This window comes from Streptomyces sp. TLI_146 (genome assembly GCF_002846415.1).
Classification (GTDB): Bacteria; Actinomycetota; Actinomycetes; order Streptomycetales; family Streptomycetaceae; genus Streptomyces.
In genome coordinates this window covers 5,831,814-5,853,960 of record NZ_PJMX01000001.1, presented here as the reverse complement: position 1 = coordinate 5,853,960, position 22,147 = coordinate 5,831,814, and the positions used below count along the sequence as shown (strand labels likewise).

Annotated in this window: 20 protein-coding genes; 6 read left to right on the top strand and 14 right to left on the bottom strand. The window is 73.0% G+C overall.

Going from position 1 to position 22,147, the window contains the following annotated elements:
- Nucleotides 1-5: 5 nt before the first annotated feature.
- Together BX283_RS26320 and BX283_RS26315 are read left to right on the top strand one after the other, a co-directional pair.
- Nucleotides 6-1,571 carry an alpha/beta hydrolase gene (locus BX283_RS26320; protein WP_101392584.1) on the top strand — a complete coding sequence of 522 codons (1,566 nt, stop codon included), beginning with the start codon at nt 6-8 and terminating at the stop codon, nt 1,569-1,571.
- Nucleotides 1,572-1,741: 170 nt separating this feature from the next.
- Nucleotides 1,742-3,298, top strand: coding sequence for an alpha/beta hydrolase (locus tag BX283_RS26315; protein WP_101389960.1), 1,557 nt, complete (start codon nt 1,742-1,744; stop codon nt 3,296-3,298).
- 47 nt (nt 3,299-3,345) lie between these two features.
- Here BX283_RS26315 and BX283_RS26310 read toward each other — a convergent pair whose 3' ends face one another.
- From BX283_RS26310 to BX283_RS26245, 13 genes are all read right to left on the bottom strand, one after another.
- Entirely contained in the window at nt 3,346-3,831 is a 486-nt protein-coding gene (locus BX283_RS26310; RefSeq protein ID WP_101389959.1) for a hypothetical protein, read from the bottom strand.
- A 126-nt stretch (nt 3,832-3,957) separates the two neighbouring features.
- A complete protein-coding gene (gene moeZ, locus BX283_RS26305; protein ID WP_101389958.1) occupies nt 3,958-5,136 on the bottom strand; it encodes an adenylyltransferase/sulfurtransferase MoeZ in 1,179 nt (392 codons plus the stop codon).
- 63 nt (nt 5,137-5,199) lie between these two features.
- Nucleotides 5,200-5,949 (bottom strand): spherulation-specific family 4 protein, encoded by a 750-nt coding sequence (locus BX283_RS26300; RefSeq protein WP_101389957.1) that lies wholly within the window; start codon nt 5,947-5,949, stop codon nt 5,200-5,202.
- The gene (locus tag BX283_RS26295) at nt 5,937-6,908 is read right to left on the bottom strand and encodes an NAD(P)-dependent oxidoreductase (protein ID WP_067163749.1); all 972 of its coding nucleotides are present in this window, start codon (nt 6,906-6,908) and stop codon (nt 5,937-5,939) included. Before BX283_RS26295 ends, BX283_RS26300 begins: the two co-directional genes overlap by 13 nt.
- A gap of 82 nt (nt 6,909-6,990) precedes the next feature.
- Nucleotides 6,991-8,046 (bottom strand): hypothetical protein, encoded by a 1,056-nt coding sequence (locus tag BX283_RS26290; RefSeq protein ID WP_101389956.1) that lies wholly within the window; start codon nt 8,044-8,046, stop codon nt 6,991-6,993.
- A gap of 529 nt (nt 8,047-8,575) precedes the next feature.
- On the bottom strand, nt 8,576-11,005 hold the full coding sequence (locus BX283_RS41715) for a DUF3492 domain-containing protein (RefSeq protein ID WP_257583878.1): 2,430 nt from the start codon (nt 11,003-11,005) through the stop codon (nt 8,576-8,578).
- Between the two features lie 192 nt (nt 11,006-11,197).
- On the bottom strand, nt 11,198-12,823 hold the full coding sequence (locus BX283_RS26270) for an ABC transporter ATP-binding protein (RefSeq protein WP_101389955.1): 1,626 nt from the start codon (nt 12,821-12,823) through the stop codon (nt 11,198-11,200).
- The gene (locus BX283_RS26265) at nt 12,820-13,809 is read right to left on the bottom strand and encodes an ABC transporter permease (RefSeq protein ID WP_101389954.1); all 990 of its coding nucleotides are present in this window, start codon (nt 13,807-13,809) and stop codon (nt 12,820-12,822) included. Before BX283_RS26265 ends, BX283_RS26270 begins: the two co-directional genes overlap by 4 nt.
- Nucleotides 13,806-14,813, bottom strand: a complete 1,008-nt coding sequence (locus BX283_RS26260; protein WP_101389953.1) for an ABC transporter permease — start codon at nt 14,811-14,813, stop codon at nt 13,806-13,808. Before BX283_RS26260 ends, BX283_RS26265 begins: the two co-directional genes overlap by 4 nt.
- A gap of 2 nt (nt 14,814-14,815) precedes the next feature.
- Nucleotides 14,816-16,537 carry an ABC transporter substrate-binding protein gene (locus BX283_RS26255; RefSeq protein ID WP_101389952.1) on the bottom strand — a complete coding sequence of 574 codons (1,722 nt, stop codon included), beginning with the start codon at nt 16,535-16,537 and terminating at the stop codon, nt 14,816-14,818.
- A gap of 173 nt (nt 16,538-16,710) precedes the next feature.
- Nucleotides 16,711-16,806 carry an Ms4533A family Cys-rich leader peptide gene (locus BX283_RS42470; protein ID WP_317453741.1) on the bottom strand — a complete coding sequence of 32 codons (96 nt, stop codon included), beginning with the start codon at nt 16,804-16,806 and terminating at the stop codon, nt 16,711-16,713.
- 88 nt (nt 16,807-16,894) lie between these two features.
- The gene (locus BX283_RS26250; protein WP_101389951.1) at nt 16,895-18,376 is read right to left on the bottom strand and encodes a DUF3152 domain-containing protein; all 1,482 of its coding nucleotides are present in this window, start codon (nt 18,374-18,376) and stop codon (nt 16,895-16,897) included.
- An 8-nt stretch (nt 18,377-18,384) separates the two neighbouring features.
- Nucleotides 18,385-19,353 (bottom strand): alpha/beta fold hydrolase, encoded by a 969-nt coding sequence (locus BX283_RS26245; RefSeq protein ID WP_101389950.1) that lies wholly within the window; start codon nt 19,351-19,353, stop codon nt 18,385-18,387.
- A gap of 117 nt (nt 19,354-19,470) precedes the next feature.
- Here BX283_RS26245 and BX283_RS26240 point away from each other — a divergent pair, with 117 nt between their 5' ends.
- The 4 genes from BX283_RS26240 to BX283_RS26225 all read left to right on the top strand — a co-directional run bounded on the left by BX283_RS26240 (nt 19,471) and on the right by BX283_RS26225 (nt 21,292).
- Nucleotides 19,471-19,689, top strand: coding sequence for a hypothetical protein (locus BX283_RS26240; RefSeq protein WP_101389949.1), 219 nt, complete (start codon nt 19,471-19,473; stop codon nt 19,687-19,689).
- 146 nt (nt 19,690-19,835) lie between these two features.
- The gene (locus BX283_RS26235; RefSeq protein ID WP_101389948.1) at nt 19,836-20,477 is read left to right on the top strand and encodes a TetR/AcrR family transcriptional regulator; all 642 of its coding nucleotides are present in this window, start codon (nt 19,836-19,838) and stop codon (nt 20,475-20,477) included.
- Nucleotides 20,478-20,610: 133 nt separating this feature from the next.
- A complete protein-coding gene (locus BX283_RS26230) occupies nt 20,611-20,838 on the top strand; it encodes a DUF3107 domain-containing protein (protein ID WP_101389947.1) in 228 nt (75 codons plus the stop codon).
- Nucleotides 20,839-21,028: 190 nt separating this feature from the next.
- Nucleotides 21,029-21,292 carry a hypothetical protein gene (locus BX283_RS26225; protein ID WP_101389946.1) on the top strand — a complete coding sequence of 88 codons (264 nt, stop codon included), beginning with the start codon at nt 21,029-21,031 and terminating at the stop codon, nt 21,290-21,292.
- A gap of 21 nt (nt 21,293-21,313) precedes the next feature.
- Here BX283_RS26225 and BX283_RS26220 read toward each other — a convergent pair whose 3' ends face one another.
- The gene (locus BX283_RS26220) at nt 21,314-22,084 is read right to left on the bottom strand and encodes a ferritin-like fold-containing protein (protein ID WP_373979293.1); all 771 of its coding nucleotides are present in this window, start codon (nt 22,082-22,084) and stop codon (nt 21,314-21,316) included.
- Nucleotides 22,085-22,147: the final 63 nt, after the last annotated feature.

Below are 22,147 nucleotides of genomic sequence, written 5' to 3'. Positions count from 1 at the left end.
GGAGCATGGAGAACTCCGCCGCCCTGCGTGCCGCCTCTCTCGCCACCGCCACCGCCGCCCTGCTGCTCGCCGCCACCGGATGCTCCGACAGCGGGACCAACGAGTCGTCCCCGGCCAAGGCGTCGGCGCTCGCCTCCCAGAAGCTGAACTGGAAGAAGTGCGGCGCACCCTCCCAGGCGGAGGGGAGCGGGGACGCGCCCTCGCCGCCGCCCGGCGGGGGCGAGTGGAAGTGCGCCACCCTGCGCGTGCCCCTCGACTACGACAAGCCCGACGCCGGGTCGGCCGAGCTCGCGCTCATCCGGGCCGAGGCCCGTGACAAGGACAAGCGCATCGGGTCGCTGATCTTCAACTTCGGCGGGCCGGGCGGCTCCGGGGTGACCACCCTGCCCGCCGCCGCGGGCGACTACGACAAACTCCGGGCCCGCTACGACCTGGTGAGCTTCGACCCGCGCGGGGTCGGCGCCAGCGCGCCCGTGCAGTGCGAGAGCGACAGTCAGCTGGACCGGTACTTCGCGCAGGACTTCACACCGGACGACGCGGCCGAGGAGAAGTCGCTCACCGACAACATGAAGTCGTTCGCCGCGACCTGCCAGTCCAACTCGGGGCGGGTCCTGCCCCATGTCGGCACCACCAGCGCCGCGCGCGACATGGACCTGATGCGCCAGGTCCTGGGCGACGACAAGCTGTACTACTTCGGCATCTCCTACGGGACCGAACTGGGCGGGGTGTACGCCCACTTGTTCCCCAAGAACGTCGGCCGGGCCGTCTTCGACGCCGTCGTCGACCCCACCAGCACCTCCGAGCAGGGCGCGCTCGGGCAGGCCAAGGGCTTCCAGCTCGCCCTGGACAACTTCGCCCAGGACTGCGTGGACCGGGGCGACCGGTGCAAGCTGGCCGGGGCGAACGTGAAGGAGGTCGAGGCCGTCATCGTCAAGCTCCTGAACGGCCTCAACAAGCAGCCGATCCCGGGCAGCGGCACCCGCATGCTGACGCAGACCGAGGCGACCAACGGCATCGCCCAGGCCCTCTACTCCAAGGAGTACTGGCAGCTCCTGGAAGAGGGAGTGGACGAGGCGGAGGGCGGGAACGGCGCCCTCCTCCTCGCCCTGTCCGACGCGATGAACGGCCGGGCCAAGGACGGTACCTACAGCAACATCCAGGCGGCCAACACCGCCATCAACTGTGCTGATTTCAAGGACCGCTACTCACTGGACCAAACGAAGGCCAAGCTGCCCGAGTTCCGCAAGGCGTCCCCCGTTTTCGGCGACTTCCTCGGCTGGGGCATGCTGGGCTGCACCGCCTGGCCCGTGCCCGGCCAGTGGAGCACCCCGGACGTGAGCGCACCCGGCGCGGCGCCGATCGTGGTCGTCGGCAACACCGGCGACCCGGCCACGCCGTACGAGGGCGCCCAGCACATGGCCGACAAGCTCGGACCGGGCGTCGGGGTGGAGCTGACGTACAAGGGGCAGGGGCACGGGGCGTACAACAGCGGCAGCAAGTGCGTGCAGGACGCGGTGAACACGTATCTGCTGGACGGCAAGACCCCGGCGGCCGGGACGGTCTGCCAGTAACCCGGGCGCGCTCGCGGCCCGCACCGGACGGGCCTCCGGGCCGGTCGGGCGGGCTCGGGACCGGTGCCGGACGGGCCTCCGGGCCGGTGCCGGGCGGGCTCGCGGGGGCGTTGTCAGTGGGCCCGCCTACGATGGCCGGACTTGATTCACTCGGTCCGCGGGGGGCGTCGATGAACGGTCTTGTACGTGTACGGGCGGGAGCACTTGCCGCCGTCGCCGTGCTGGCGGCAGGGCTCCTGGCGGGCTGCGACTCCGGCGGGAAGGACTCGGGCGCCACGGCCCCGCCGAAGAGCACGGCCTCCGCCAAGCCGGCGCCGAGCACGGACGACAAGGCGCGGGCGCTGCCGGACGCGCTCACCGGGCAGCGGCCGCGCTGGAGTTCGTGCAAGAGCTCGGGGTGGCAGTGCGCCGAGGTCAAGGTGCCGCTGGACTACGCGAAACCGGCCGGCGACACCATCTCCCTCGCGCTCGTGCGCAAGCAGGCGCGCGACAAGGACAAGCGGATCGGCTCACTGCTCTTCAACTTCGGCGGGCCCGGCGGCTCGGGCGTCGAGATCCTGCCACGGGCCGCGAGCACCTACCGCTCCCTCAACGCCCGCTACGACCTGGTCGGTTTCGACCCGCGCGGCGTCGCCCAGAGCGCCGGCGTGGTGTGCCGCGACGACAAGGAACAGGCGGACGCCGAGCGGCGGATCGACGCCACCCCGGACACCCCGGCCGAGGAGGCGGCCTTCCTCAAGGACGGCGCCGACTTCGGCGCGGGCTGCGCCCGCCGCTCCGGGAAGGTCCTGCCGTATGTGGCGACGAGCAACGCGGCCCGGGACATGGACCTGCTCCGCCAGGTCCTCGGCGACGCGAAGCTCAACTACTTCGGAATATCGTACGGAACCGAACTGGGCGGCACCTACGCCCACTTGTTCCCCCGCAACGTGGGGCGGACCGTCCTGGACGCGGTGGTCGACCCGACCGCCGACACGGTGGGCCACGCCCGGAACCAGGCAATCGGCTTCCAGCGGGCGCTCGACGACTACCTGAAGTCGACCGGCCAGGAGCCGAAGGCGGGCACCGAGCGGATCGCGAAGCTCCTGGCGCGGCTCGACGAGCGGCCGCTGCCCACGTCGAGCGGGCGGGCGCTCAACCAGACCCTGGCACTGACCGGCATCGTCATGCCGCTGTACTCGAAGGAGAGCTGGCCCTACCTCACCCAGGCGCTCGCCGAGGTCAAGGAGCGCGGCACCGGCAATCTGCTGCTCGCGATGGCCGACTCGTACAACGACCGCTCCAAGAGCGGGCGTTACGGGACGCAGAGCCACTCGCAGCGGGCGATCTCCTGCGACGACACCAAGGCCCGGCCGACCGCCGCGCAGGCGCGGGCGCTGCTGCCGGAGTTCCGGAGGATATCGCCGGTGTTCGGGGAGTTCCTGGCCTGGGACACGGCCGGCTGGTGTGCGAACTGGCCGGTGCCGGGCGAGCGGGACGTGCCGGAGGCGAGCGCCCCGGGGGCGGGTCCGGTCCTGGTGGTGGGCACCACCGGCGACCCGGCGACCCCGTACGAGGGCGCGAAGAAGATGGCGGACAAGCTGGGCGCGGGAGTGGGGGTGCTGCTGACCAACAAGGGCGAGGGCCACGGCGCGTACAGCGAGGGCAACGCCTGTGTGCTGCGGACGGTCGACGCGTACCTGCTGGACGGCAAGGTCCCGGCGAACGGGACCGTCTGCTCGTCCTAGCGGACGCGGACCGCGACTGGCCGGGCTCAGGTCCGGCCGGGCGGCCGTCAGGCCTGGGCGCGCTTGAGGGTGCGCAGGATCAGCCACTGGTCGCCCCAGGCCATCGCCGTGCCCAGCACCGCCATCACGATGCCGACGACGAGGCTGCCGCTCGCCGCGCCCATCGCCAGGCCGGCGAAGCTCAGGCCGAAGCGGACAGCGAAGCGGACGCCGAGCAGGCCGAGGGCGAGCAGGCGGGTGCGCTTGTTCTTCCAGAGCGCCCGCATGTAGCGCATCCGGGCGCGGAGCACGGTGAGCGTGAGCGCGATGTTCAGGACGGCCACGACCGGGATCAGCCAGTAGACCACCGGGTAGGCGCGGGCGATGTCGAAGACCCCGGCGAAGCAGCCGACCAGCGGGAAGTACCAGGTGGGCAGGCCCTTGATCTCCGGCTGCGCCGTGGTCCCGGCCTGCGCCGAGATGTCGGCTGCGGTCTCCGTGCGGACCTCGGCTCCGGCCGTGCGGACCTGGTTCTCGACTGCCACCGTGCTCATCACAGTGCCCCCTTCGCGTGCGCTCTCTCGCTGACAACAGAGAGCTTCGCCCAGGGGGCACCGGCCACGGCAGAGATGACCGTCCCGGGTCCCGCAGGACAAATGTCCTACGGGCCGGGACCGGTATCAGTAGACGGGCTTCTCCGGCTCGATCTGGTTGACCCAGCCGATCACGCCGCCGCCGACGTGGACCGCGTCCGCGAAGCCCGCGGACTTCAGGACCGCGAGCACCTCGGCCGACCGGACGCCGGTCTTGCAGTGCAGGACGATGCGCCTGTCCTGCGGCAGGTCCTGGAGGGCGTTGCCCATCAGGAACTCGTTCTTCGGGATCAGCCTGGCGCCCGGGATGGAGACGATCTCGTACTCGTTCGGCTCGCGGACGTCGATGATCTCGATCTTCTCGTCGGCGTCGATCCACTCCTTGAGCTGCCGGGGAGTGATCGTCGAGCCGAGCGCCGCCTCCTGGGCCTCCTCGGACACGACGCCGCAGAAGGCCTCGTAGTCGATGAGCTCGGTGACGGTCGGGTTCGCGCCGCAGACCGCGCAGTCGGGGTCCTTGCGGACCTTCACCTGGCGGTACTGCATCTCCAGGGCGTCGTAGATCATCAGTCGGCCGACCAGCGGCTCGCCGACGCCCGCGAGGACCTTGATCGCCTCGGTGACCTGGATGGAGCCGATGGACGCGCAGAGCACGCCCAGGACACCGCCCTCGGCGCAGGAGGGGACCATGCCCGGCGGCGGGGGCTCCGGGTACAGGCAGCGGTAGCAGGGGCCGTACTCGGACCAGAAGACCGAGGCCTGGCCGTCGAACCGGTAGATCGAGCCCCATACGTACGGCTTGCCCAGCAGCACGCACGCGTCGTTGACGAGGTACCGGGTGGCGAAGTTGTCCGTGCCGTCGACGATCAGGTCGTACTGGCTGAAGATGTCCATCACGTTGTCGGCTTCGAGCCGCTCTTCGTGCAGGACCACGTTCACGTACGGGTTGATCCCCAGGACCGAGTCCTTGGCGGACTCGGCCTTGGAGCGGCCGATGTCGGCCTGGCTGTGGATGATCTGGCGCTGCAGGTTCGACTCGTCGACCTCGTCGAACTCGACGATGCCGAGCGTGCCGACACCGGCGGCGGCCAGGTACATGAGGGCCGGCGAGCCGAGGCCGCCGGCGCCCACACAGAGCACCTTGGCGTTCTTCAGCCGCTTCTGCCCGTCCATCCCGACATCGGGAATGATCAGGTGGCGCGAGTACCTGCGGACCTCGTCTACGGTGAGCTCGGCGGCCGGCTCGACCAAGGGTGGCAGCGACACGGAAACTCCGTCGGTCGGTATGTCAGTACGGTTGTTCTCTCCGCAACACTGCCACGCCGCTTCTCATTCCGAGATACCCGGTCCGATACGCGAGACGATTTCGTCCCAGTAGCCGGGCAGTGTCTCGAATGGGTTCATTTGTCCCCCGGCGTCGCCCCGGTCGGTGAAGTAGATCGTCCCCGCGCCCTGCCAGCGGGCGATCCGCAGGGCCTCCTCGAGGTGGGTGCGGGGCACCCCGTGGACGAAGTGGCAGAAGCGCTCCGCCGGGTAGTCGGCGGTCCACTCGGCCACTTGCGACCACCGGTACTCGTTCCACGGGCCGGTGAAGGTGACCAGTTGGTCGGCGGTCTCCGCGTAGCCCGGGTACGGGTGGGCGCCCTGGCCGAGGACCAGGTGGGCGCCCTCGCGCAGGGCTCTGAGCGTCGACACCGTGCGCCGCACCTCCGGCAGCGCGTCCCGGTCCGTGGGACAGCGGTCCAGCAGGAAGCCGTCGACGCGGTACCAGTCGAGGAAGCGGTGCGCGTCGGAGATCTGCTCGCCGAAGGGGCGCGTCCCGTACGCGGTGTCGAGGTGGCCCAGGACCCGGATGCCCGCGTTGCGCAGCTTCCCGGCGGCCTCCAGGCAGTGCGGGTCGGGCCGGGTGCCCGGTCCGTCGGCGACGTTCAGGACCGCCCAGTGCAGCGGGGTGCCCGGGCGGGTCAGCTCGGCCCATTCGACCGGGGCGACCAGGGGGTGCGCGCAGCCGGGGACGCCGAACCCGAGCCGTCCCGAGGTCGCCGCGCGCGGGGCGCCGGTGGTGGTCAGATGCGGCACGCCGCCTCCATCCAGATGTCCGCCAGGGACTCCTCCAGGTTGATGCGAGGCCGCCAGCCGAGCCGGTCGCGCGCGGTGCGGACGTCGGCCTGCTGCCAGCTGCCGCAGCCGTCGGGGTACGGGGCCGGGGACGCCGCCAGATGTTCCAGGACGGCGTCGGCGGACGGGCGGGGGGCGCCGATGACTCCCGGCCGCAGGCCCGGTCCGGCGTCCAGCTCGTGGAGCGCGCCGCCGTACCCGGCGACCCGGGCGAGGACGGCGGCCGCGTCGCGCAGCTTCACCGAGCGGCCGGTCCCGATGTTGACGACGCCCTGGGCGGCGGAGAGGGAGGCGGCGTGCACGGCGCGGGCGACGTCGCGGACGTCCACGAAGTCGCGCTGCACGCCGAGCCCGGCGAGCTTGAGTTCGCCGTCGCCGGACTGCATGGCCCGGCGCATCGCCTCGGCGAGGCGGCCGAGCGGGGAACCCGCGGGGGTGCCGGGCCCGACCGGGGAGAAGACCCGCAGCACGATGGCGTCCAGGCCGGAGCCGAGGACCAGCTCGGTCCCGGCGAGTTTGCTCACGCCGTACGGGCCGCCGGGGCGCGGCACCGCGTCCTCGGCCGTGGAGGACCCCGGCTGCGAGGGCCCGTATTCGGAGGCGCAGCCGAGCTGGACGAGGCGGGCGCCGCAGCCGCTGCGGCGCAGGGCCTCGCAGACGGTGGCGACGGCGACCGTGTTGTGCCGGGTCAGTTCGCGGGCGCCGCCGCGGGTGGCGCCGGCGCAGTTGATCACGACCCCGGGGTGGACGGCGTCCAGGAAGCGGGTCAGGGCTCCCGGGCTGCCGGAGGCGAGGTCGAACCGGACGTCGGCGTCGTCGCCGCGCCCGAGCGCGGTGAGTTGGACGGCCGGGTCGGCGAGCAGGCGGTCGGCGACGAAACGGCCCAGATATCCGTTGGCACCGAGCAGTAGCACCCTCATCGCACGGCCTTTCCGTGCGGTCGGCAGGAGGCCGGGGGCAGGGCGGTCATGTGTCTCGTTCTCCTTCGGGCATCAGTGCGCGTCAATGCGTGTAGTGCTGTTCGGGGGTCGGTGGGGGTACGGAGTGGGCCGAGGCGCGGGCGAGGACCGCGGTGGCCCGGACGAGCAGGGCGAGGGCGACCGCGCCGCAGATCGCGGCCGGTACGGCTCCCGCGCCGCCCGCCTCGACGGCGGCGGTCACCGGGCGGCCGAGGACGCCGCAGCCCGGCAGGCGGCCGGCGAGCACCAGGGCGAGGGCGGCCGCCTCGGCGCAGGCCGCCGCCCGCAGTCCGGCGGCGGCGGCCGGTGCGAAGCCGTGCAGGGTGAGCAGCCGCGCCAGGAAGAGCAGCGCGCCGGGTGCGGCGGCGGACGCGAACGAGCCGTGCCCGTAAGCGAGTCGGCCGGTCAGCAGGATCGCGGCGAGGACGGCCAGGAACAGGGCGACCGTGCCGAGCAGGAGGGGGCGGGAGCGGCCGGTGAACTCCTCCAGGCCGCGGCTGGTGGCGAGGCCGCGCCGGGCGCGTACGGCGAAGAGGCGGGCGCACCAGGTGGCGGGGGCGACGGCCAGGGTGAGGCCGACCGCGGCCGCCGGGTCGGCGCCCCAGCCGCCGGGGCTGCCGGGGCCGCCGTCCGGGCCGCCCGCGACCAGCGCGTCCAGGAGGCCGTTGCCCGCGACGGCGTACGCGGCGAGCCAGAGCGCCCAGGGCAGCCCGGCGCCGCGGCCGGTCCGCAGGGGGCCGCACCGGACGGCGTACGCGAAGGCGGCGCCGACGGCGGCGGCCCCGGCGGCGATCGCGGCGAGCCGTGCCCCGCCGACGGTGATCCGGCTCGCCGTCACGGTGAGGGCGCACAGGGCGCCCGGCAGCAGCGCGCGCAGCACCCGGAACGGCCGCCCGGCGGGCTGGGGCGCGGGCTCCAGGTCATGGCGCGGCGGTTCGGTGTCGCGCGGCACGCGCGCGTAGAGCTCCTCGGCGAGCGAGAAGACGTCCCGGTGCCGGAAGCGGGCGGCGGTCCGGTCGGTCACCCCGTGCGCTTCGAGCCCGGCGGCGATCTCCAGCGGGTCGACGGCCCGCTCGCACAGGTCCCGGTGCCGGTGCATGAGCGCCTTCACGGGGTCGGCGGGGCCGCGACGGGGGCGGGGCCGCGGGGCCCCGGCGGGGGGCTGGTCCGGGGGTGCGGACCGCCGGGGGGCGGTGGGCTCCTCGGCGTGGGGAGGCTCTTCGGCCCCGATGGGCTCCTCGGCTGCGACGGAGTCACGGGCCGTCGGGGGCTGCGGGTCTTCCGGGGGCGCGGGGGTCTCCCAGGGCGAACCGGCCGCGGGGCGGGCGGAGTCCGGGCTGAGGGACTCTGCGCGGGTGGAGTTCCCGCTCAGGGACTCTGCGCGGGCGGAGTTCGCGCTGAGGGACTCTGTGCGCACCGTGCTCCCCGCCCCCTTCGAACTCCCCTCCGCCGAGGACGGGTTGGGCTTCGGGATCGGCAGCCGCTGGCCCCGTACGCCCGGGGGGCGCTTCGGGACCGGGTCGGCCAGCAGGGCCTCCGAGCGGATGTCCCAGGCGCCCGAGCTCTCGGGGGCGCGCGGGATGTCGTTGTCGGCGGGGCCGTCCGTCGGCCGGGTCGTCGGGGGCGGGTCATCGGGTCGCCTCCTCGGCGTGGGCGGAGCCGGAGCGGCCGGTGCCGGGCGGGACCGAGTGCCCGGGCGCCGTACGGGAGGGGCCGGTCGCGCGGGGGCCGGATCCGGCGGGCGCGCCGGGGCCGGTCGTCGGCGGCCCGGCCGGGTCGGTGTTCCGGGCGGTCGCGCGAGCCGTGCCCGTACTCCTCGTACCGCCGCCGCGCGCGTCCGCGTCCGCCCAGCTCGGGGCGTGCCCGGCGGCCGTGGACGGGGCGGTCGTGGCGGCCCAGCTGCCGGGGACGTGGGCCTCGGCCGGGTGGGCGAACAGCACCGGGTCGCCGCTCTCGTCCACGGCCTCCCGCTGGACCGGGCAGTGGGACATCAGCTCCAGGTAAATGCCGCGAAATGCCGCGAGGTTCTGCTCGACGGTGAAGAGTTCGAGGGCGCGGGCACGGGCGGCGGCGCCGAGCCGTTCTCGGCGTTCGGGGTCGCGCAGCAGGGTCACGCACGCGTCGGCCAGCGCGCGCGGGTTGCGCGGCGGCACCACGAGGCCGGTGCCGCCGATGACCTCGACCACCGCGCCCGCGTCCGTCGAGACCGTGGCCCGGCCGCAGAACATCGCCTCGACCAGGCTGACGGGGAAACCCTCGACAACGCTGGAGAGCACGACGACGCTGCCGCTGGCGTACGCGTCGGCCAGCTCCGGGGCGCCGGGCCCGCCGATCTCCTCGAAGGAGACCGGGTTGTCACCGACCGCGTGCGCGTCGGCGGCCTCGTCGGGGAAGAGCTGGGCCGCGAGGGCGCGGCAGTGGGCGAGGTAGGCGGCGGACTCGGGCGAGAGGGAGGAGGCGCCGAATGCTTGGGCGGAGCCGTAGGTGGGGCCGCCGGTGTATCCCGGGCCGGCCCCGTACCCGGACCCGACCCCGTACCCGGCGCCGTATCCCGATCCCGGGCCGTCGGCTCCGTACGCCGGTCCGGCCCCGTGCGCCGATCCCGAGCCGTACTCCGAACCGGCCCCGAGGCCCGCCCCGTACCCGTACTCCGAACCGCCCGGCGCCTCGCGACATAGGGACGGCCCCACCCCGTGGGACCCGGCCCCATGGGACTGCGTGCCCAGCGCGGCCGCCCCCGACGCCTGGCCCGCATAGAAGATGCGCAGGCGCGCGTCCGGCTCCGCGCGGCGGACCTCGGCGAAGGCGTGGAGCAGGGCGATGAGGTCCTTCGTCGGGTCGATGCGGCCGACCCAGACCAGCGTGCCGGGGTCGCCCCCGTCGGTGTCCTCGCCGACCGTCTGGAAGCGGTCGGCGGCCATGCCCGGGTACACCGTGCGCAGCTTGGCGCGGTCGGCGCCGCACTTCTCCTGCCAGCGGCGGGTGTGGGTGTTGCCGGGGGTGATGAGCGCGGCCCGCTCGTACACCTCGGCGGCGAGCCGCCGGTGGAACGCGGCCGTCAGCGCCCGGACCGGGACGCGCGCGTCGCCCGCCGCGAGGTACTGCGCGCGCAGCTGCACCCCGTACTCGGTGACCAGCAGCGGAACCCCGAAGAAGCGTTTGGCCAGAAGGCCCGGGAGGGCGGCGGGGCCGCCTCCGGCCGCATGGCAGAGGTCGACGTCGCCGAGGCCCGCCGCGTCGTACCAGTCGAGCGAGAGGGGGCGCAGGGCGCGTTCCAGGAGGTCGGCGAAGGCGAGGTAGTCGGGGACGCGCGCGGCCTGCACCGCGCGGCTCGCGCCGGGGGTGCGGCAGGCGGCCTCCAGGACGCGCACGGCCGTCTCGGAGCGCAGCGCGCCACCAAGCCCGCCGCACTCGCGGGCCAGGTCGGCAAGCCCGTACAGCGCCTCGGCGAACCGCGTACAACCGCCCGTGGCGGCGGGCCCGACACCAACACCGGCACCGGCACCACCACCGGCACCCGAAGTCCCGCCCTCAGCCGCCGTGCCGACCACCACCTGCCCTTCCATGGCCAGCGCGTCGAAGGAGACGGTCAGGTCGGTGATGGTCAGGGCGTCCGGGTCCGAGGCGCGGCCGCTCCCGCCCGGCCGCTGCCCGGGCACCGTGGTCGGCGACCCGCCCCGGCCGGACGCCGCGTTCCGTCCCGAGGACGTACTCCCGCCGTCCGCCGCCCCGCCCGGTCCCGCCATGCAGATCGCTCCGGCCAGTTCGCGAAAGCATGTGGCGAACCGGTGCCGTTCGCGGCGGCCGAGGCGGCGGGGCGGCTGCGCGCCCGTACCGGAGTGCGCCCACTCCTGCGGGGCCCACAGCGGGGCCGTGCGCACCCGGCGGACCTGGGGCGGCAGGGCCACCCAGCCGCGTTCCTCCTGGGCCGCCGTGCGGCTCAGCGCGTATATGTCGAACTCGTGCCGCGCGAGCCCGCGCACGAGCCGGTCGCACCACAGCCTGGACTCGCCGGTCGTGTACGGATAGCCGCCGTCGGTGAGCAGTCCGATCCGCAAATGTACGCACCCCCGATCTCCCTGGTGGGCGGCCGCCGTTGCACCGGCGACTCGCAGCGGGAAGAACGTATGCGGATACGACGGTGGCGCGATGGACGGTTGTCCATCGCGCCACCGGAAGGGGTGAATGCACGTAACTTTCCCACCCCGGTCGCGTTCCGTCGCGCTACGGGGCGGGAGAGTGACAGAGCGTCAGGCTGCGGCCACCTCGTCGCGGTTCTGCTCCCGCAGCTGCTCGCGCAGCTCCTTGCGGGCGGCGCGGCGCACCGCGGCGAGCACCGGGTCGACGGTGGGGACGGCCGCCAGCAGCTGCCGGGTGTACGGGTCCTTGGGCGATGCGTACACCTCGTCCACCGCGCCCTCCTCCACGATCCGGCCCCGGCGCATCACCGCGACCCGGTCGCTGACCTGCCGTACGACGGCGAGGTCGTGCGCGATGAAGACGAGCCCGAGGCCGAGTTCGCGCTGGAGCTCCGCGAGGAGCTCGGTGACGTGGGCCTGGGTGGTCACGTCGAGCGCGGACACCGGCTCGTCGCAGACGATCAGCTGCGGCTCGGCGGCGAGCGCGCGGGCGATGCCGACGCGCTGGCGCTGGCCGCCGCTGAACTCGTGCGGGTAGCGGTCGTAGCGGTCCGGGTCGAGGCCGACCCGCTCCAGGAGTTCGCCCACGCGCGCGCGGATGCGGTTGTCGTCCCGTACGCCCGAGGCGCGCAGCGGGTCGGCGACCGACTCGCCGATCGAGCGCCTCGGGTTGAGGGAGGCGACCGGGTCCTGGAAGACCATCTGGACGGCGGTGCCGTCCCGGCGGATCGTGCCCGACGTGGTGTCGAGCAGGCCCACCAGCATCCGGCCCAGCGTCGTCTTGCCGCTGCCGCTCTCCCCGACCACGCCGAGCGTCTCGCCGCGCCGCACGGTGAGCGAGACGCCGTCGACGGCGGTGAACGACGACTTGCCTCGTCCGAAGACCTTGAGCAGGTCACGGGCTTCGAGCAGCGGCTCACCGGCGTCCGGGGCCGCCGTCTTCACGGTGTCCAGGCGCGGCACCGCCGACAGCAGCTCCTTGGTGTACGCGGCCTTGGGCGCGCCGAGCACGTCCCTTACGGGCCCGCGCTCCACCGCGCGTCCCTGCCGCATGACCAGGACGTCGTCGACGCTCTCCGCCGCGACACCCACGTCGTGGGTGACGAGCAGCAGCCCCATCCCGGTCTCCTGGCGCAGCCCGTGCAGCAGGTCGAGGATCTGGGCCTGGACGGTGACGTCGAGTGCGGTGGTCGGCTCGTCCGCGATGAGGAGCTTGGGCTCGCAGGCCAGCGCCATCGCGATGAGCGCGCGCTGGCGCATGCCGCCGGAGAACTCGTGCGGGCGCGAGCGCGCCTTGCGGGCGGCGTCCGGGATGCCGACGCGGTCGAGCACCTCGACGGCACGCGCGCGTGCCGCGCGCTTGGAGCCGCCCCGGTGCACCCGGTACACCTCGGCGATCTGGTCGCCGATGGCGTAGTACGGGTCGAGGGAGGAGAGCGGGTCCTGGAAGACCATCGCCGCCACTCCCCCGCGCAGCCGCCGCAGTTCGGCGTCGGAGGCCCGCTGTACGTCGGTGCCCGCGACCCGGACGGTCCCGTCGACCACGGCGCCGGTGCCCCGGTGCAGGCCGAGCAGGGCGTACGCGGACGCGCTCTTGCCGGAGCCGGACTCGCCGACCACGCCGAGCGCGGCGCCGGGCGCCAGGCTGAAGGAGAGCCCGTCGACCGCCCGGGTCTCGCCGAAGGAGATGCCGAGGTCGGCGACCTCCACCAGGGCCTCAGTCGTAGCCTCGGTCACTGGAGCACCACCCGTCGGTCCGCCATCGCGTACAGCGCGTCCGCGACGGCATTGGCCAGTACGACGAAGAATCCGGTCGTCATGACGACGCCGACCACGACGGGCAGGTCGACCTGGCGGACCGAGTCCACCAGGAGCTTGCCGATGCCCTGGATGCCGAAGAGCGACTCGGTGAGCACGGCGCCGCCGAACATGGAGCCCGCGTCCAGCGCGCTGAGCGCGATGACCGGGGCGACCGCGCCGCGCAGGGCGTGCTTGCCGACGATGGCCCGCTCGGTGAGTCCGTACGCCCGGAAGGTGCGTACATGGTCCTCGGCGAGGGTCTCCAGCATGGAGCTGCGGACCAGGCGCGCGTACTTGGCGCTCTCGATCAGCGCCAGCGAGATCCACGGCAGCAGCAGTCCCCAGAACCACTGCTCGGGGTTGTCCGAGAACGGCGTGTACTGCGGGAACGGCAGCCAGCCGAGCGTCGAGCAGAAGACGATGATCAGCACCAGGCCGATCACGAAGACCGGGGTCGAGAAGCCGATCAGGGTGAGCCCGGTCAGCGTCCGCTCGATGGCGCCGCCGCGCTTCCACGCGGAGAGCAGCCCGGTGCCGACGCCGAGCAGGATCCACAGCACGAACGCGCCGATCACCAGCGAGCCGGTGACGGGCAGCTTGTTCACGAGGATGTCGGTGACCGGCGAGTCCTGGCGGTAGGACAGGCCCAGGCAGGGCGCGTCGCAGTGGACGACGCCGACGCCGGAGGAGAAGTCGCGCCCGGCGAACAGCCCCTGGAGGAAGTGCCAGTACTGGACGTGGATCGGGTCGCCGAGCTGGAGGCGGTCGTGCACCTGGGCCACCTGGGCCGGGGAGCAGCGCTCGCCGCAGACGATCTGGGCGACGTCGCCGGGAGCGGCGTAGAAGACGAGGTAGACGACGACGGAGAGGGCGAGCAGCACGAAGACCGCGCCGCCGAGCCGTCGCAGCAGGAAGCCCGTCACTTCACGGCCTCCTTACGGGTCTTGGCGTCCTTGCGGGACGTGACGCCCACCTTCAGCCGGGAGGCGGCGCGGGGGTCGAGCGCGGTGCGCACGCCCTCGCCGACGACGGTGAGGGAGAGGACCGTCACGAACAGGAAGCCCGCGGGCAGCAGCAGATAGGTCGGCGCCGACTGGTACCAGGTGTTGGCGTCGGTGAGCATCTGCCCCCACGACGGGGTGGGCGGCTTGATGCCGACGCCCAGGAACGAGAGCGCCGCCTCGATGGAGACGTTGGCGGGGACCAGGAGCACGCCGTACGTGATGACGGGCGCGCCCAGCGCGGGCAGCAGCTCGCGCCGGGCGACCGCGAGCCGGCCCCAGCCGCTGAGCCGGGCCGCCGAGACGTAGTCGAGCGACTTGAGGCTGAGCGCGGAGGACCGCACGATCTTGGAGGTGCCGGACCAGCCGACGACGGAGATGACGAAAGTGATCAGGACCGGGCGCGGCACCGAGTCGGGCACGACCGCGATCAGGCCGAGGCCGATGACGAGCAGCGGCAGCGCCACCACCACATCGGTGAACCGGCTGATGACCTGGTCGGCCCAGCGCCCGCCGAGCGCGGCGAGCAGTCCGAGGCTCACCCCGATGAACACCTGCACCAGGGTGGCGATGAAGGCGACGCCGAGGGAGACCCGGGCGCCGTAGACGAGCCGGGCGAACAGGTCGCGGCCGGTCTGGGGCTCCACGCCGAGCCAGTGGTCGCCGCTGATCCCGCCGAAGGAGCCCTTGGGCACACCGCCGGCCGCCGAGTCCACCAGAGCGGGGTGGAAGGCGTTGGGGTCCTGCCCCTCCAGGGCGGTGAGCAGCGGCGCGGTGAGCGCGACGAGCACGAGCAGCGCGAACACGACGGCGGCGACGGTCACCGCGCGCTGGGCGCGCAGCCGCCGCCAGAACTGACGGGCCCCCGAAGCGGGAGCGGCCACCTGGACCGCTCCCGCCTCCGAGGCCAACAAGGCCTCACTCATGGCTACTTGACCGCGACCTGGGAGATGTCGAGCACACCGGTCCAGTCGCTGATGACGACGTTCTTGATGTCCTTGCCGACCAGCCGCTTGTAGACCGGGTGGAAGAGCGGGACCACCACGGCCTGCTCACCGATCTTCTTGTCCAGGGCGCCCCAGCGCGGCGCGGCCGCCGCCAGGTCGGTCAGCTTGTTGATCTCGTCGATCTCCTTGTTGACCGAGGGGTCGTCCAGCAGGCCGGTGTTGAAGTTGGCGCCGTCCTTGACGATCTGGCGGCCGTCGAAGATCGGGGCGAGGAACGGGCCGCCGGACGGCCAGTCCGCGCCCCAGCCGCGCAGGAAGAAGCCGGGCTCCTTGCTGACGGTCTGGATGGTGTCGTTGTAGTCGTTGGCCTCCAGGCCCTGGAGCTTGACCGTGATCCCGGCCTTCTTCAGGGCGTCCTGGAGTGCGGTGGCGACCTCGGGGCCCTTGGAGCTGCCCTTGGCGTTGGAGTGGGTGAGCGTGACGGTGAGGCCGTCCGCGTGGCCCGCCTCCTTCAGCAGCTCCTTGGCCTTGGCGGCGTTGCCGGACTCGCCCGCCGGGAAGTGGTCGAACGCGGTGTAGCCGAACGCCTTCTGGTTGGGCAGGAAGGTGGTGGCGGGCTCGGCGAGCGAGGAGCCGCCGACCGCGTTGACGACCGAGCTGCGGTCCACCGCGTACGCGATGGCCTGGCGCACCTTCGGGTCGTCGAAGGGCTTCACCTTCGGGTTGAAGCCGATGTAGTTGGTGTAGCCGAAGTGGCCGGTGCCCACGCGCCCGGCGAGCGCCTTGTCGCCGCCGACCTTGGCCAGCTCGGCCGGACCGAGGTTGGTGTCGGTGGTGACGGCGGCCGAGTCCGGGCCCTGCGAGGCGGACAGGCGCTGGTTGATGACGGAGGCGTCGAGGCCGGAGCGCACGTCGATGCTGTCCGGGTACGCCTTGCGCTCGGCGTCGGTGGCCTCGGACCAGTTGGGGTTGCGCTCCAGGACGAGGTGCTCGCCGTCGTTCTCGTTCTTGACGACCTTGTACGGGCCGGAGGAGACCGGGTGCGACTCGTACTTGGTGCCGGTGTCCTTGGCCTTGGGGACCGGCGCGAACTGGGTCTGGGTCGCCAGGTACGGGAACTCGCCCTCGGGCTTGTTCAGATGGAAGACGATGGTCTTGGCGTCGGGCGTCTCGATGGACGCGAGGCCCTTGCCGCCGTCCTTGTAGGGGCCCTCGTACTTGTCGCCGCCGACCAGCCAGTCGCGCAGGTAGGGCGCGCCGCCGGAGAGCTCGGCCGCGAAGGACCGCTCGATGCCGTACTTGATGTCGGCCGTCGTGATCGCCGTGCCGTCCTCGTACTTGAGGCCGTCCTTGAGGGTGTACGTCCACACCGTGGCGTCGGCGTTGGGCTTGCCGGTGTCGGTGGCGAGGTCCGGGACGACCTTGGTGCCCTCGGCGCCGGCCTCGCGGTTGCGCGTGGTGAGCGTGCGGAACACCAGGGACGGAACGTTTCCGCCGCCGGAGGTGTAGAGCCGCGCCGGGTCGAAGTCGGTCTGCGGCTCGTTGTTCAGGACGGAGAGCGTGCCGCCCTTCTGGGGCTTGCCGTCCGAGCTGCCGCCGGCGTTCTTGGCGCCGCTGTCATCGGGGCCGCAGGCGACGGCGCCCACGGCGAGAACCACGGCTATCGCTGCCGCTCTTGCGACGTTTCCGGACATCTGACGCATCGGAATGAAGACCTCTCGGTGACTGCACGTACAGGGCAAAGGGGACGCGGGCGTGCGTCTCGGCCCATGACGGCGTCATGGTCTTCGAACAAGAGGGAGTGCTGCGCCCGCGCGGAAGAGCAAAGACGGAATTACCCGAGCGCAAGTGAAAGAAAACTGCGCACGAGTGGGCGTCAGCAACAGTGAATGTCGGCTACGCAGAGCCCGGTCACGCCGATCAGCGCCAGCTCGATGGCGGCGCGTGCGGGGGTGACGGGGCGGTGCGGCATGCCGAGAACTATGCAAAGCCCCGCTGTCCACTGTCAACCGAGATTGGGACGGTCGTCCCACAGTGTGGACAGCAGGGCTCGGCTGGTCTCAACCAGTCGGGTAGACCCAGGGGTTGGGACGGCACTTGATCCCGTCTATGTCCAAGGACTTGGTCTGCTGCTGCATCACCGGAGCGAGCGCCCCGGGAGTGCGACAGCTCACATGACCGTGGCCGAGCCGGTGTCCCACTTCGTGGTTGATGAGCATCTGCCGGTACGCGTACATCGCCTGGGGTCCGTACGTGTCGGAGCCCTGCGCCCAGCGGAACGCGTTGATCATCACGCGCTCGGTCTTGGCCGAGTCGCACGAGACGTTCTCCTCGGCGGTGTCCAGCTCCGACTTGGCGCACCAGGTCGCCGTGGTGCCCGGGCTGGCCAGGGTGATCACGAAGTCCGGCTTGCCCGAGGAGATCCGCTCGAAGGTCTTGGCCCCGTCGTGCGCCCAGCTGCGGTCGTCGTTGAGGGTCTTCTGCACGGCCTCGGCGAAGAGGCCGCCGTCCAGGCCGAGGCCCTTCTCGACGTCCACCCGGTAGCGGTACTTGCGCCCCTTGCCCGGCGCGGCCGCCGACCCGGGCACCGCCTCGAACTCGCCGGAACCTTTCAGCTTCGGGTCGATCGGGTACTGCAGAGCCATCTTCTGCTCGTACGAGGCGGGCTTGGCCGGGGCCGCCTGCGCGGGCGTCGGCCGGTCCTTGGAGCGGGAGGCGGGCCCGTCCGCGCCCCGGCCGTTGTCGTCGGCCGACTGGGCGCCGGTCCGGTGGCCGCCGTCGGAGGTGACCTGCCCGGCCACCACGACCGCGAGCACGGTGGTGACGGCCGCCGCCGCGATCCCGGTGAGGGTACGGCCCTTGGAGCCCTTGCCGGACTTCCCCGGCTTGGCCGCCTTCGCCGTCCCGTCCTCGGGAGCCGTCTCGAACCGCTCGGGCACGGGGACCGGCCGGGGGGCGGGAGGCGCGGGGGCGGCCCGGCGCTGGGAGCCCGTGTCCGTCGGATCCACCCGGCGGTGGGAGCCGGTGTCGGTCGGGGCGACCCGGCGATAGGTGCCGGTGTCCGTGGGCTCCGGCCTCCGGTACGAGCCCGTATCCGTGGGCTCCGGCCTTCGGTACGAGCCCGTGCCGCCCGGCTCGGCCAGGCGGTGCGTGCCCGTGTCCGTCCAGTCGGCGCCGTCGAAGGCGTCCACGTACTCACGCCGGGGTCCCGGTATTCGGACACCGGGGCCGGACACGGCCTGCCGGTCGCCGGAGTGCGGCGCGGCGGGCCCGCCCCAGCCGCCCCCGCCCTCGTGGTGCTCGGGGTGGCCGCCGCGCACCTGGGGCACGCCGTGCGCGGGGGTGCCGCCGTAGTGCTGCGGGGCGGGGTCGCCCTGGACCGGGCGGATCCTCGGTACCGGGCCGGTCGGCGGGCCGTCGGCGCGGCGGCGTCCGCCCGTCCCCGGCACGCCCTCCACCACGGGCACGGGCCCGGTGGTCTCGGCGGTGCGGGAGGAATCGGGAGTTCCCGCGGCGCCCTTGGGTCGGCTGTGTCGTCCCACGCCCCGGATCAGCTCCTGTTTCCGCAGTCGTCGACCAGGTCCCGGAAGGCCTGCGCGACCACCTCCGGGTACTCCATCATCGCCACGTGCCCGGCGTCGGGCAGGGTCAGCAGTCTCGACCCGCGGAAGGCCGCGGCCGCTCTGCGTGCCATCCGGAAGCCGACCAGCTGGTCCCGGCCGCCGTAGACCAGCAGCGTCGGGGCGAGCACCCGCTCGGCCTGCCGCCACAGCCCGTGCTGCCCGCCCAGGGTGTAGGCGTCGACGACGCCCCGCGCCGAGCGGGTCATCGCGTCCCAGAAGTACGGCAGCCGCAGCCGCCGCTCCATCTCCTCGACCGCAGCCCGGAAGGCCTCGGGGCTCACCTTGCCCGGGTCGCCGTAACAGAGGGCCATCACGCCGCGGGTGCGGTCCTCGGCCGTCCAGTCCCTGGTCATCCGCGTGAACAGCGAGGCCACGCCCGGCACCGCGAGCAGGGCGGTCGGCCAGGCGGTGCGCTGGGCGCGCAGCTCGGGGAGCGCGGGCGAGACCAGGGTGAGGGTGCGCACCAGGTCCGGGCGGACCGCGGCGACCCGGGTGGCGACGGCGCCGCCCAGCGAGTTCCCGAAGAGGTGGACGGGCCCGCGCCCGGCCGAGTCGAGCAGCCGGATCACCGCGCGCGCGTGGCCGGTGACCGAGTAGTTGCCGTCGTCCGGCGGCGCGGAGTCCCCGAAGCCGGGCAGGTCCACGGCCTCGCAGTCCAGCCTGTCGTCGAGCAGCGGCATCAGCGCGGACCAGTTCTGCGACGAGCCGCCGAGCCCGTGCACGAACAGGGCGGGGTCGAGACCGGATCTTCTGCCCGGACGGGCGCGGATGTTCAGCGTCAGGCCGGGCAGACTCACCGAGCGCAGCTCTTCACCGTCCGCCACCCGGACCGCGCCCACCCGGGGAACCGGGGCGGCAGCGGCGGCAAGGGTTTCCGGCAGGTCGGTCGAAGACATGCGGCAATGTTACGAGACGATCACACCGTGGTTCATGTGTTCGCCGTCACAGATCGCATAGCGGTGCGCAGACCTAGCCCATAGGCTCGTAACCAAGCCCTCCAAAAGGGAGCAATCATGCCCCTCGACCCCACTGATCCCGAAGCCTTCCAGGAAGAAGACGACGCCGTGGAGCTCGCCCAGGAGACTCCCGAGGCGGACGCCGCCGAACAGCACACGGACGTACGGCAGGAGCGCGACGAGCCGCTCAGCCGCGTCCACCCGGACGCCGCGGACGAGGCCGACGCCTTCGAACAGACCCGGGTCGTCTCCCTCGACGAGGACGACTACCGCTGATTTGTTCGGATAAGCCGGTGTATCTCCAGCTACCCAGCGCGTCCGGTCCGTGAAATTCTGCGTGCGCGCCGCGCACAGCCGGGTTACCCAAAAGTACGATGGCGGCGCGCGTCCATCGCGCACGAGATCAATTTTTGGGAGGCGGCGTGACAGCCATCGAGCAGACCGAGGCAGCGCGCCCGCGAGGCACGCGCCTGCCCCGCCGGGCCCGCCGCAATCAGCTTCTGGGCGCGGCCCAGGAAGTCTTCGTCGCACAGGGGTACCACTCGGCCGCGATGGACGACATCGCGGAGCGGGCCGGCGTCTCCAAGCCGGTCCTCTACCAGCACTTCCCCGGGAAGCTGGAGCTGTACCTGGCCCTGCTCGACCAGCACTGCGAGGCGCTGCTCCTGGCGGTGCGCACGGCGCTCGCCTCCACCAGCGACAACAAGCTGCGCGTCGCCGCCACCATGGACGCCTACTTCGCGTACGTGGAGGACGAGGGCGGCGCCTTCCGCCTCGTCTTCGAGTCCGACCTGACCAACGAGCCCGCCGTGCGCGAGCGCGTCGAGCGGGTCAGCCTCCAGTGCGCCGAGGCCATCTCGGACGTGATCGCCGAGGACACCGGCCTGTCCAAGGACGAGTCGATGCTGCTGGCCGTCGGCCTCGGCGGGGTCTCCCAGGTGGTCGCCCGCTACTGGCTCTCCAGCGAGTCGGCGATCCCCCGCGAGAAGGCGGTGCAGCTGCTCACCTCGCTGGCCTGGCGCGGTATCGCGGGCTTCCCGCTGCACGGCTCCGAGGGCCACTGAACAGCGCTTGCGGGGCGCGGGTGTTCGCTCGTAGCGTGCGGCGCCGCGCCCGTCCGGGTCCCCTCTCCGGGCTAATGTGTGCGGGGTACGGCGCGGCTGACCGCGCACCGCAGACCGTCGGAGGGACATAGCCGTGGAGGTCAAGATCGGCGTGCAGCACGCGCCCCGGGAGATCGTTCTGGAGAGCGGGCAGTCCGCCGAAGAGGTCGAGAGCGCCGTCGCCGACGCCCTCGCCGGCAAGGCGCAGCTGCTCAGCCTCCAGGACGACAAGGGCCGCAAGGTCCTGGTGCCGGCCGACAAGATCGCGTACGTGGAGATCGGCGAGCCGACGGTTCGCCGGGTGGGCTTCGGCCAGCTGTAGCCCGACACACACGTGGCAAGGGAGCGGCCCGGCGGTCATCGACCGCCGGGCCGCTCCGCCGTGTCCGGGCCGGGTCCCGGCCTGTGCCCCGGCTGTGCTCCACACGGTGAGGGGAGGATTGCGCTCCGCGAGCGTCGGGTAGGACGGCTGGTGACCTGATACGCCTGGCCACACCGCGGGAGGGACGCAGATGCTGCTGGAAGCGCTCGGCTCCGTACTGCTCGGAATCGCCCTCGCCTGGACCGCCGCGACCCGTCTGCCGCACCGTCTGCCCGAGCGCCGGACCGTCTTCGCGGTCGGCGCCGTCGGCGCCCTGTTCGGCGCCTTCCTGACCCACTCGGCGGTCGGCCCGGGCCACGCGGTGACGACGGTCGTGGGCGCCACGTTCATCGCCGTGGTCGCCCTGTCGCTGCTGCTGCGCCCGGCGGGCCGCCTGCGCCGCTCAGCGGCGTAGGCGGCGACACCCCGACAGGCCCTAGGCCGCCAGGCCCAGCGCGGCCATCCGCTTGGTGTGGGCCTTGGTGATCCGGGTGAACATCTCGCCGACGGCGGCCAGATCGAAGCCGTCCGCCATCCCGCCGACCAGCATCGTCGAGAGCGCGTCACGCTCCGCGACCACGCGCTGGGCCTGCGACAGCGCCTCGCCCATCAGCCGGCGGGCCCACAGCGCGAGACGGCCGCCCACCCGCGGGTCGGCCTCGATCGCGGCGCGCACCTTCTCCACCGCGAAGTTGCCGTGGCCGGTGTCGTCGAGGACCGCGAGCACCAGGCCGCGCGTGTCCGAGTCGAGCCGGGCCGCCACCTCGCGGTAGAAGTCACTGGCGATCGAGTCGCCCACGTACGCCTTGACCAGGCCCTCCAGCCAGTCCGACGGGGCGGTCTGGTGGTGGAAGTCGTCCAGCGCCTTGGCGAACGGCTCCATGGCGGCGGTCGGCTCCGCGTCGATCTCCGCGAGGCGGTCGCGCAGCCGCTCGAAGTGGTGGAACTCGGCCGAGGCCATCTTCGCCAGCTCCGCCTTGTCGGCGAGCGAGGGCGCCAGCTTGGCGTCGTCGGCGAGCCGCTCGAAGGCCGCCAGCTCGCCGTACGCGAGCGCGCCGAGCAGATCCACTACGGCAGCCCGGTACTGCGGCTCGGCGGAGGCCGTCGCCCAGTCCTGGGCGGCGATCCCGGTGGGTTCCACGGTCTCTTCTCCGGCGTTCGCGTCGGCTTCGGTACCGGCCGCGCGGGCGTTGTCAGGCGTCTCCATGGAGCGCACAATAGCCCGCTCGCGACAGGGAGGAAGGGCCTGGTCAGCCAGAGCGCGCGACCG

Bases quoted from the DNA above. Each gene is read 5' to 3' on its own strand.
- BX283_RS42470 (WP_317453741.1), bottom strand. From the start codon at position 16,806: ATGCCGCACCGCCCCGTCACCCCCGCACGCGCCGCCATCGAGCTGGCG.
- BX283_RS26260 (WP_101389953.1), bottom strand. From the start codon at position 14,813: ATGAGTGAGGCCTTGTTGGCCTCGGAGGCGGGAGCGGTCCAGGTGGCC.
- BX283_RS26220 (WP_373979293.1), bottom strand. From the start codon at position 22,084: ATGGAGACGCCTGACAACGCCCGCGCGGCCGGTACCGAAGCCGACGCG.
- BX283_RS26315 (WP_101389960.1), top strand. From the start codon at position 1,742: ATGAACGGTCTTGTACGTGTACGGGCGGGAGCACTTGCCGCCGTCGCC.
- BX283_RS26255 (WP_101389952.1), bottom strand. From the start codon at position 16,537: ATGCGTCAGATGTCCGGAAACGTCGCAAGAGCGGCAGCGATAGCCGTG.
- BX283_RS26295 (WP_067163749.1), bottom strand. From the start codon at position 6,908: ATGAGGGTGCTACTGCTCGGTGCCAACGGATATCTGGGCCGTTTCGTC.
- BX283_RS26240 (WP_101389949.1), top strand. From the start codon at position 19,471: ATGCCCCTCGACCCCACTGATCCCGAAGCCTTCCAGGAAGAAGACGAC.
- BX283_RS26225 (WP_101389946.1), top strand. From the start codon at position 21,029: ATGCTGCTGGAAGCGCTCGGCTCCGTACTGCTCGGAATCGCCCTCGCC.
- BX283_RS26245 (WP_101389950.1), bottom strand. From the start codon at position 19,353: ATGTCTTCGACCGACCTGCCGGAAACCCTTGCCGCCGCTGCCGCCCCG.
- BX283_RS26290 (WP_101389956.1), bottom strand. From the start codon at position 8,046: ATGCACCGGCACCGGGACCTGTGCGAGCGGGCCGTCGACCCGCTGGAG.
- BX283_RS26320 (WP_101392584.1), top strand. From the start codon at position 6: ATGGAGAACTCCGCCGCCCTGCGTGCCGCCTCTCTCGCCACCGCCACC.
- BX283_RS26310 (WP_101389959.1), bottom strand. From the start codon at position 3,831: ATGAGCACGGTGGCAGTCGAGAACCAGGTCCGCACGGCCGGAGCCGAG.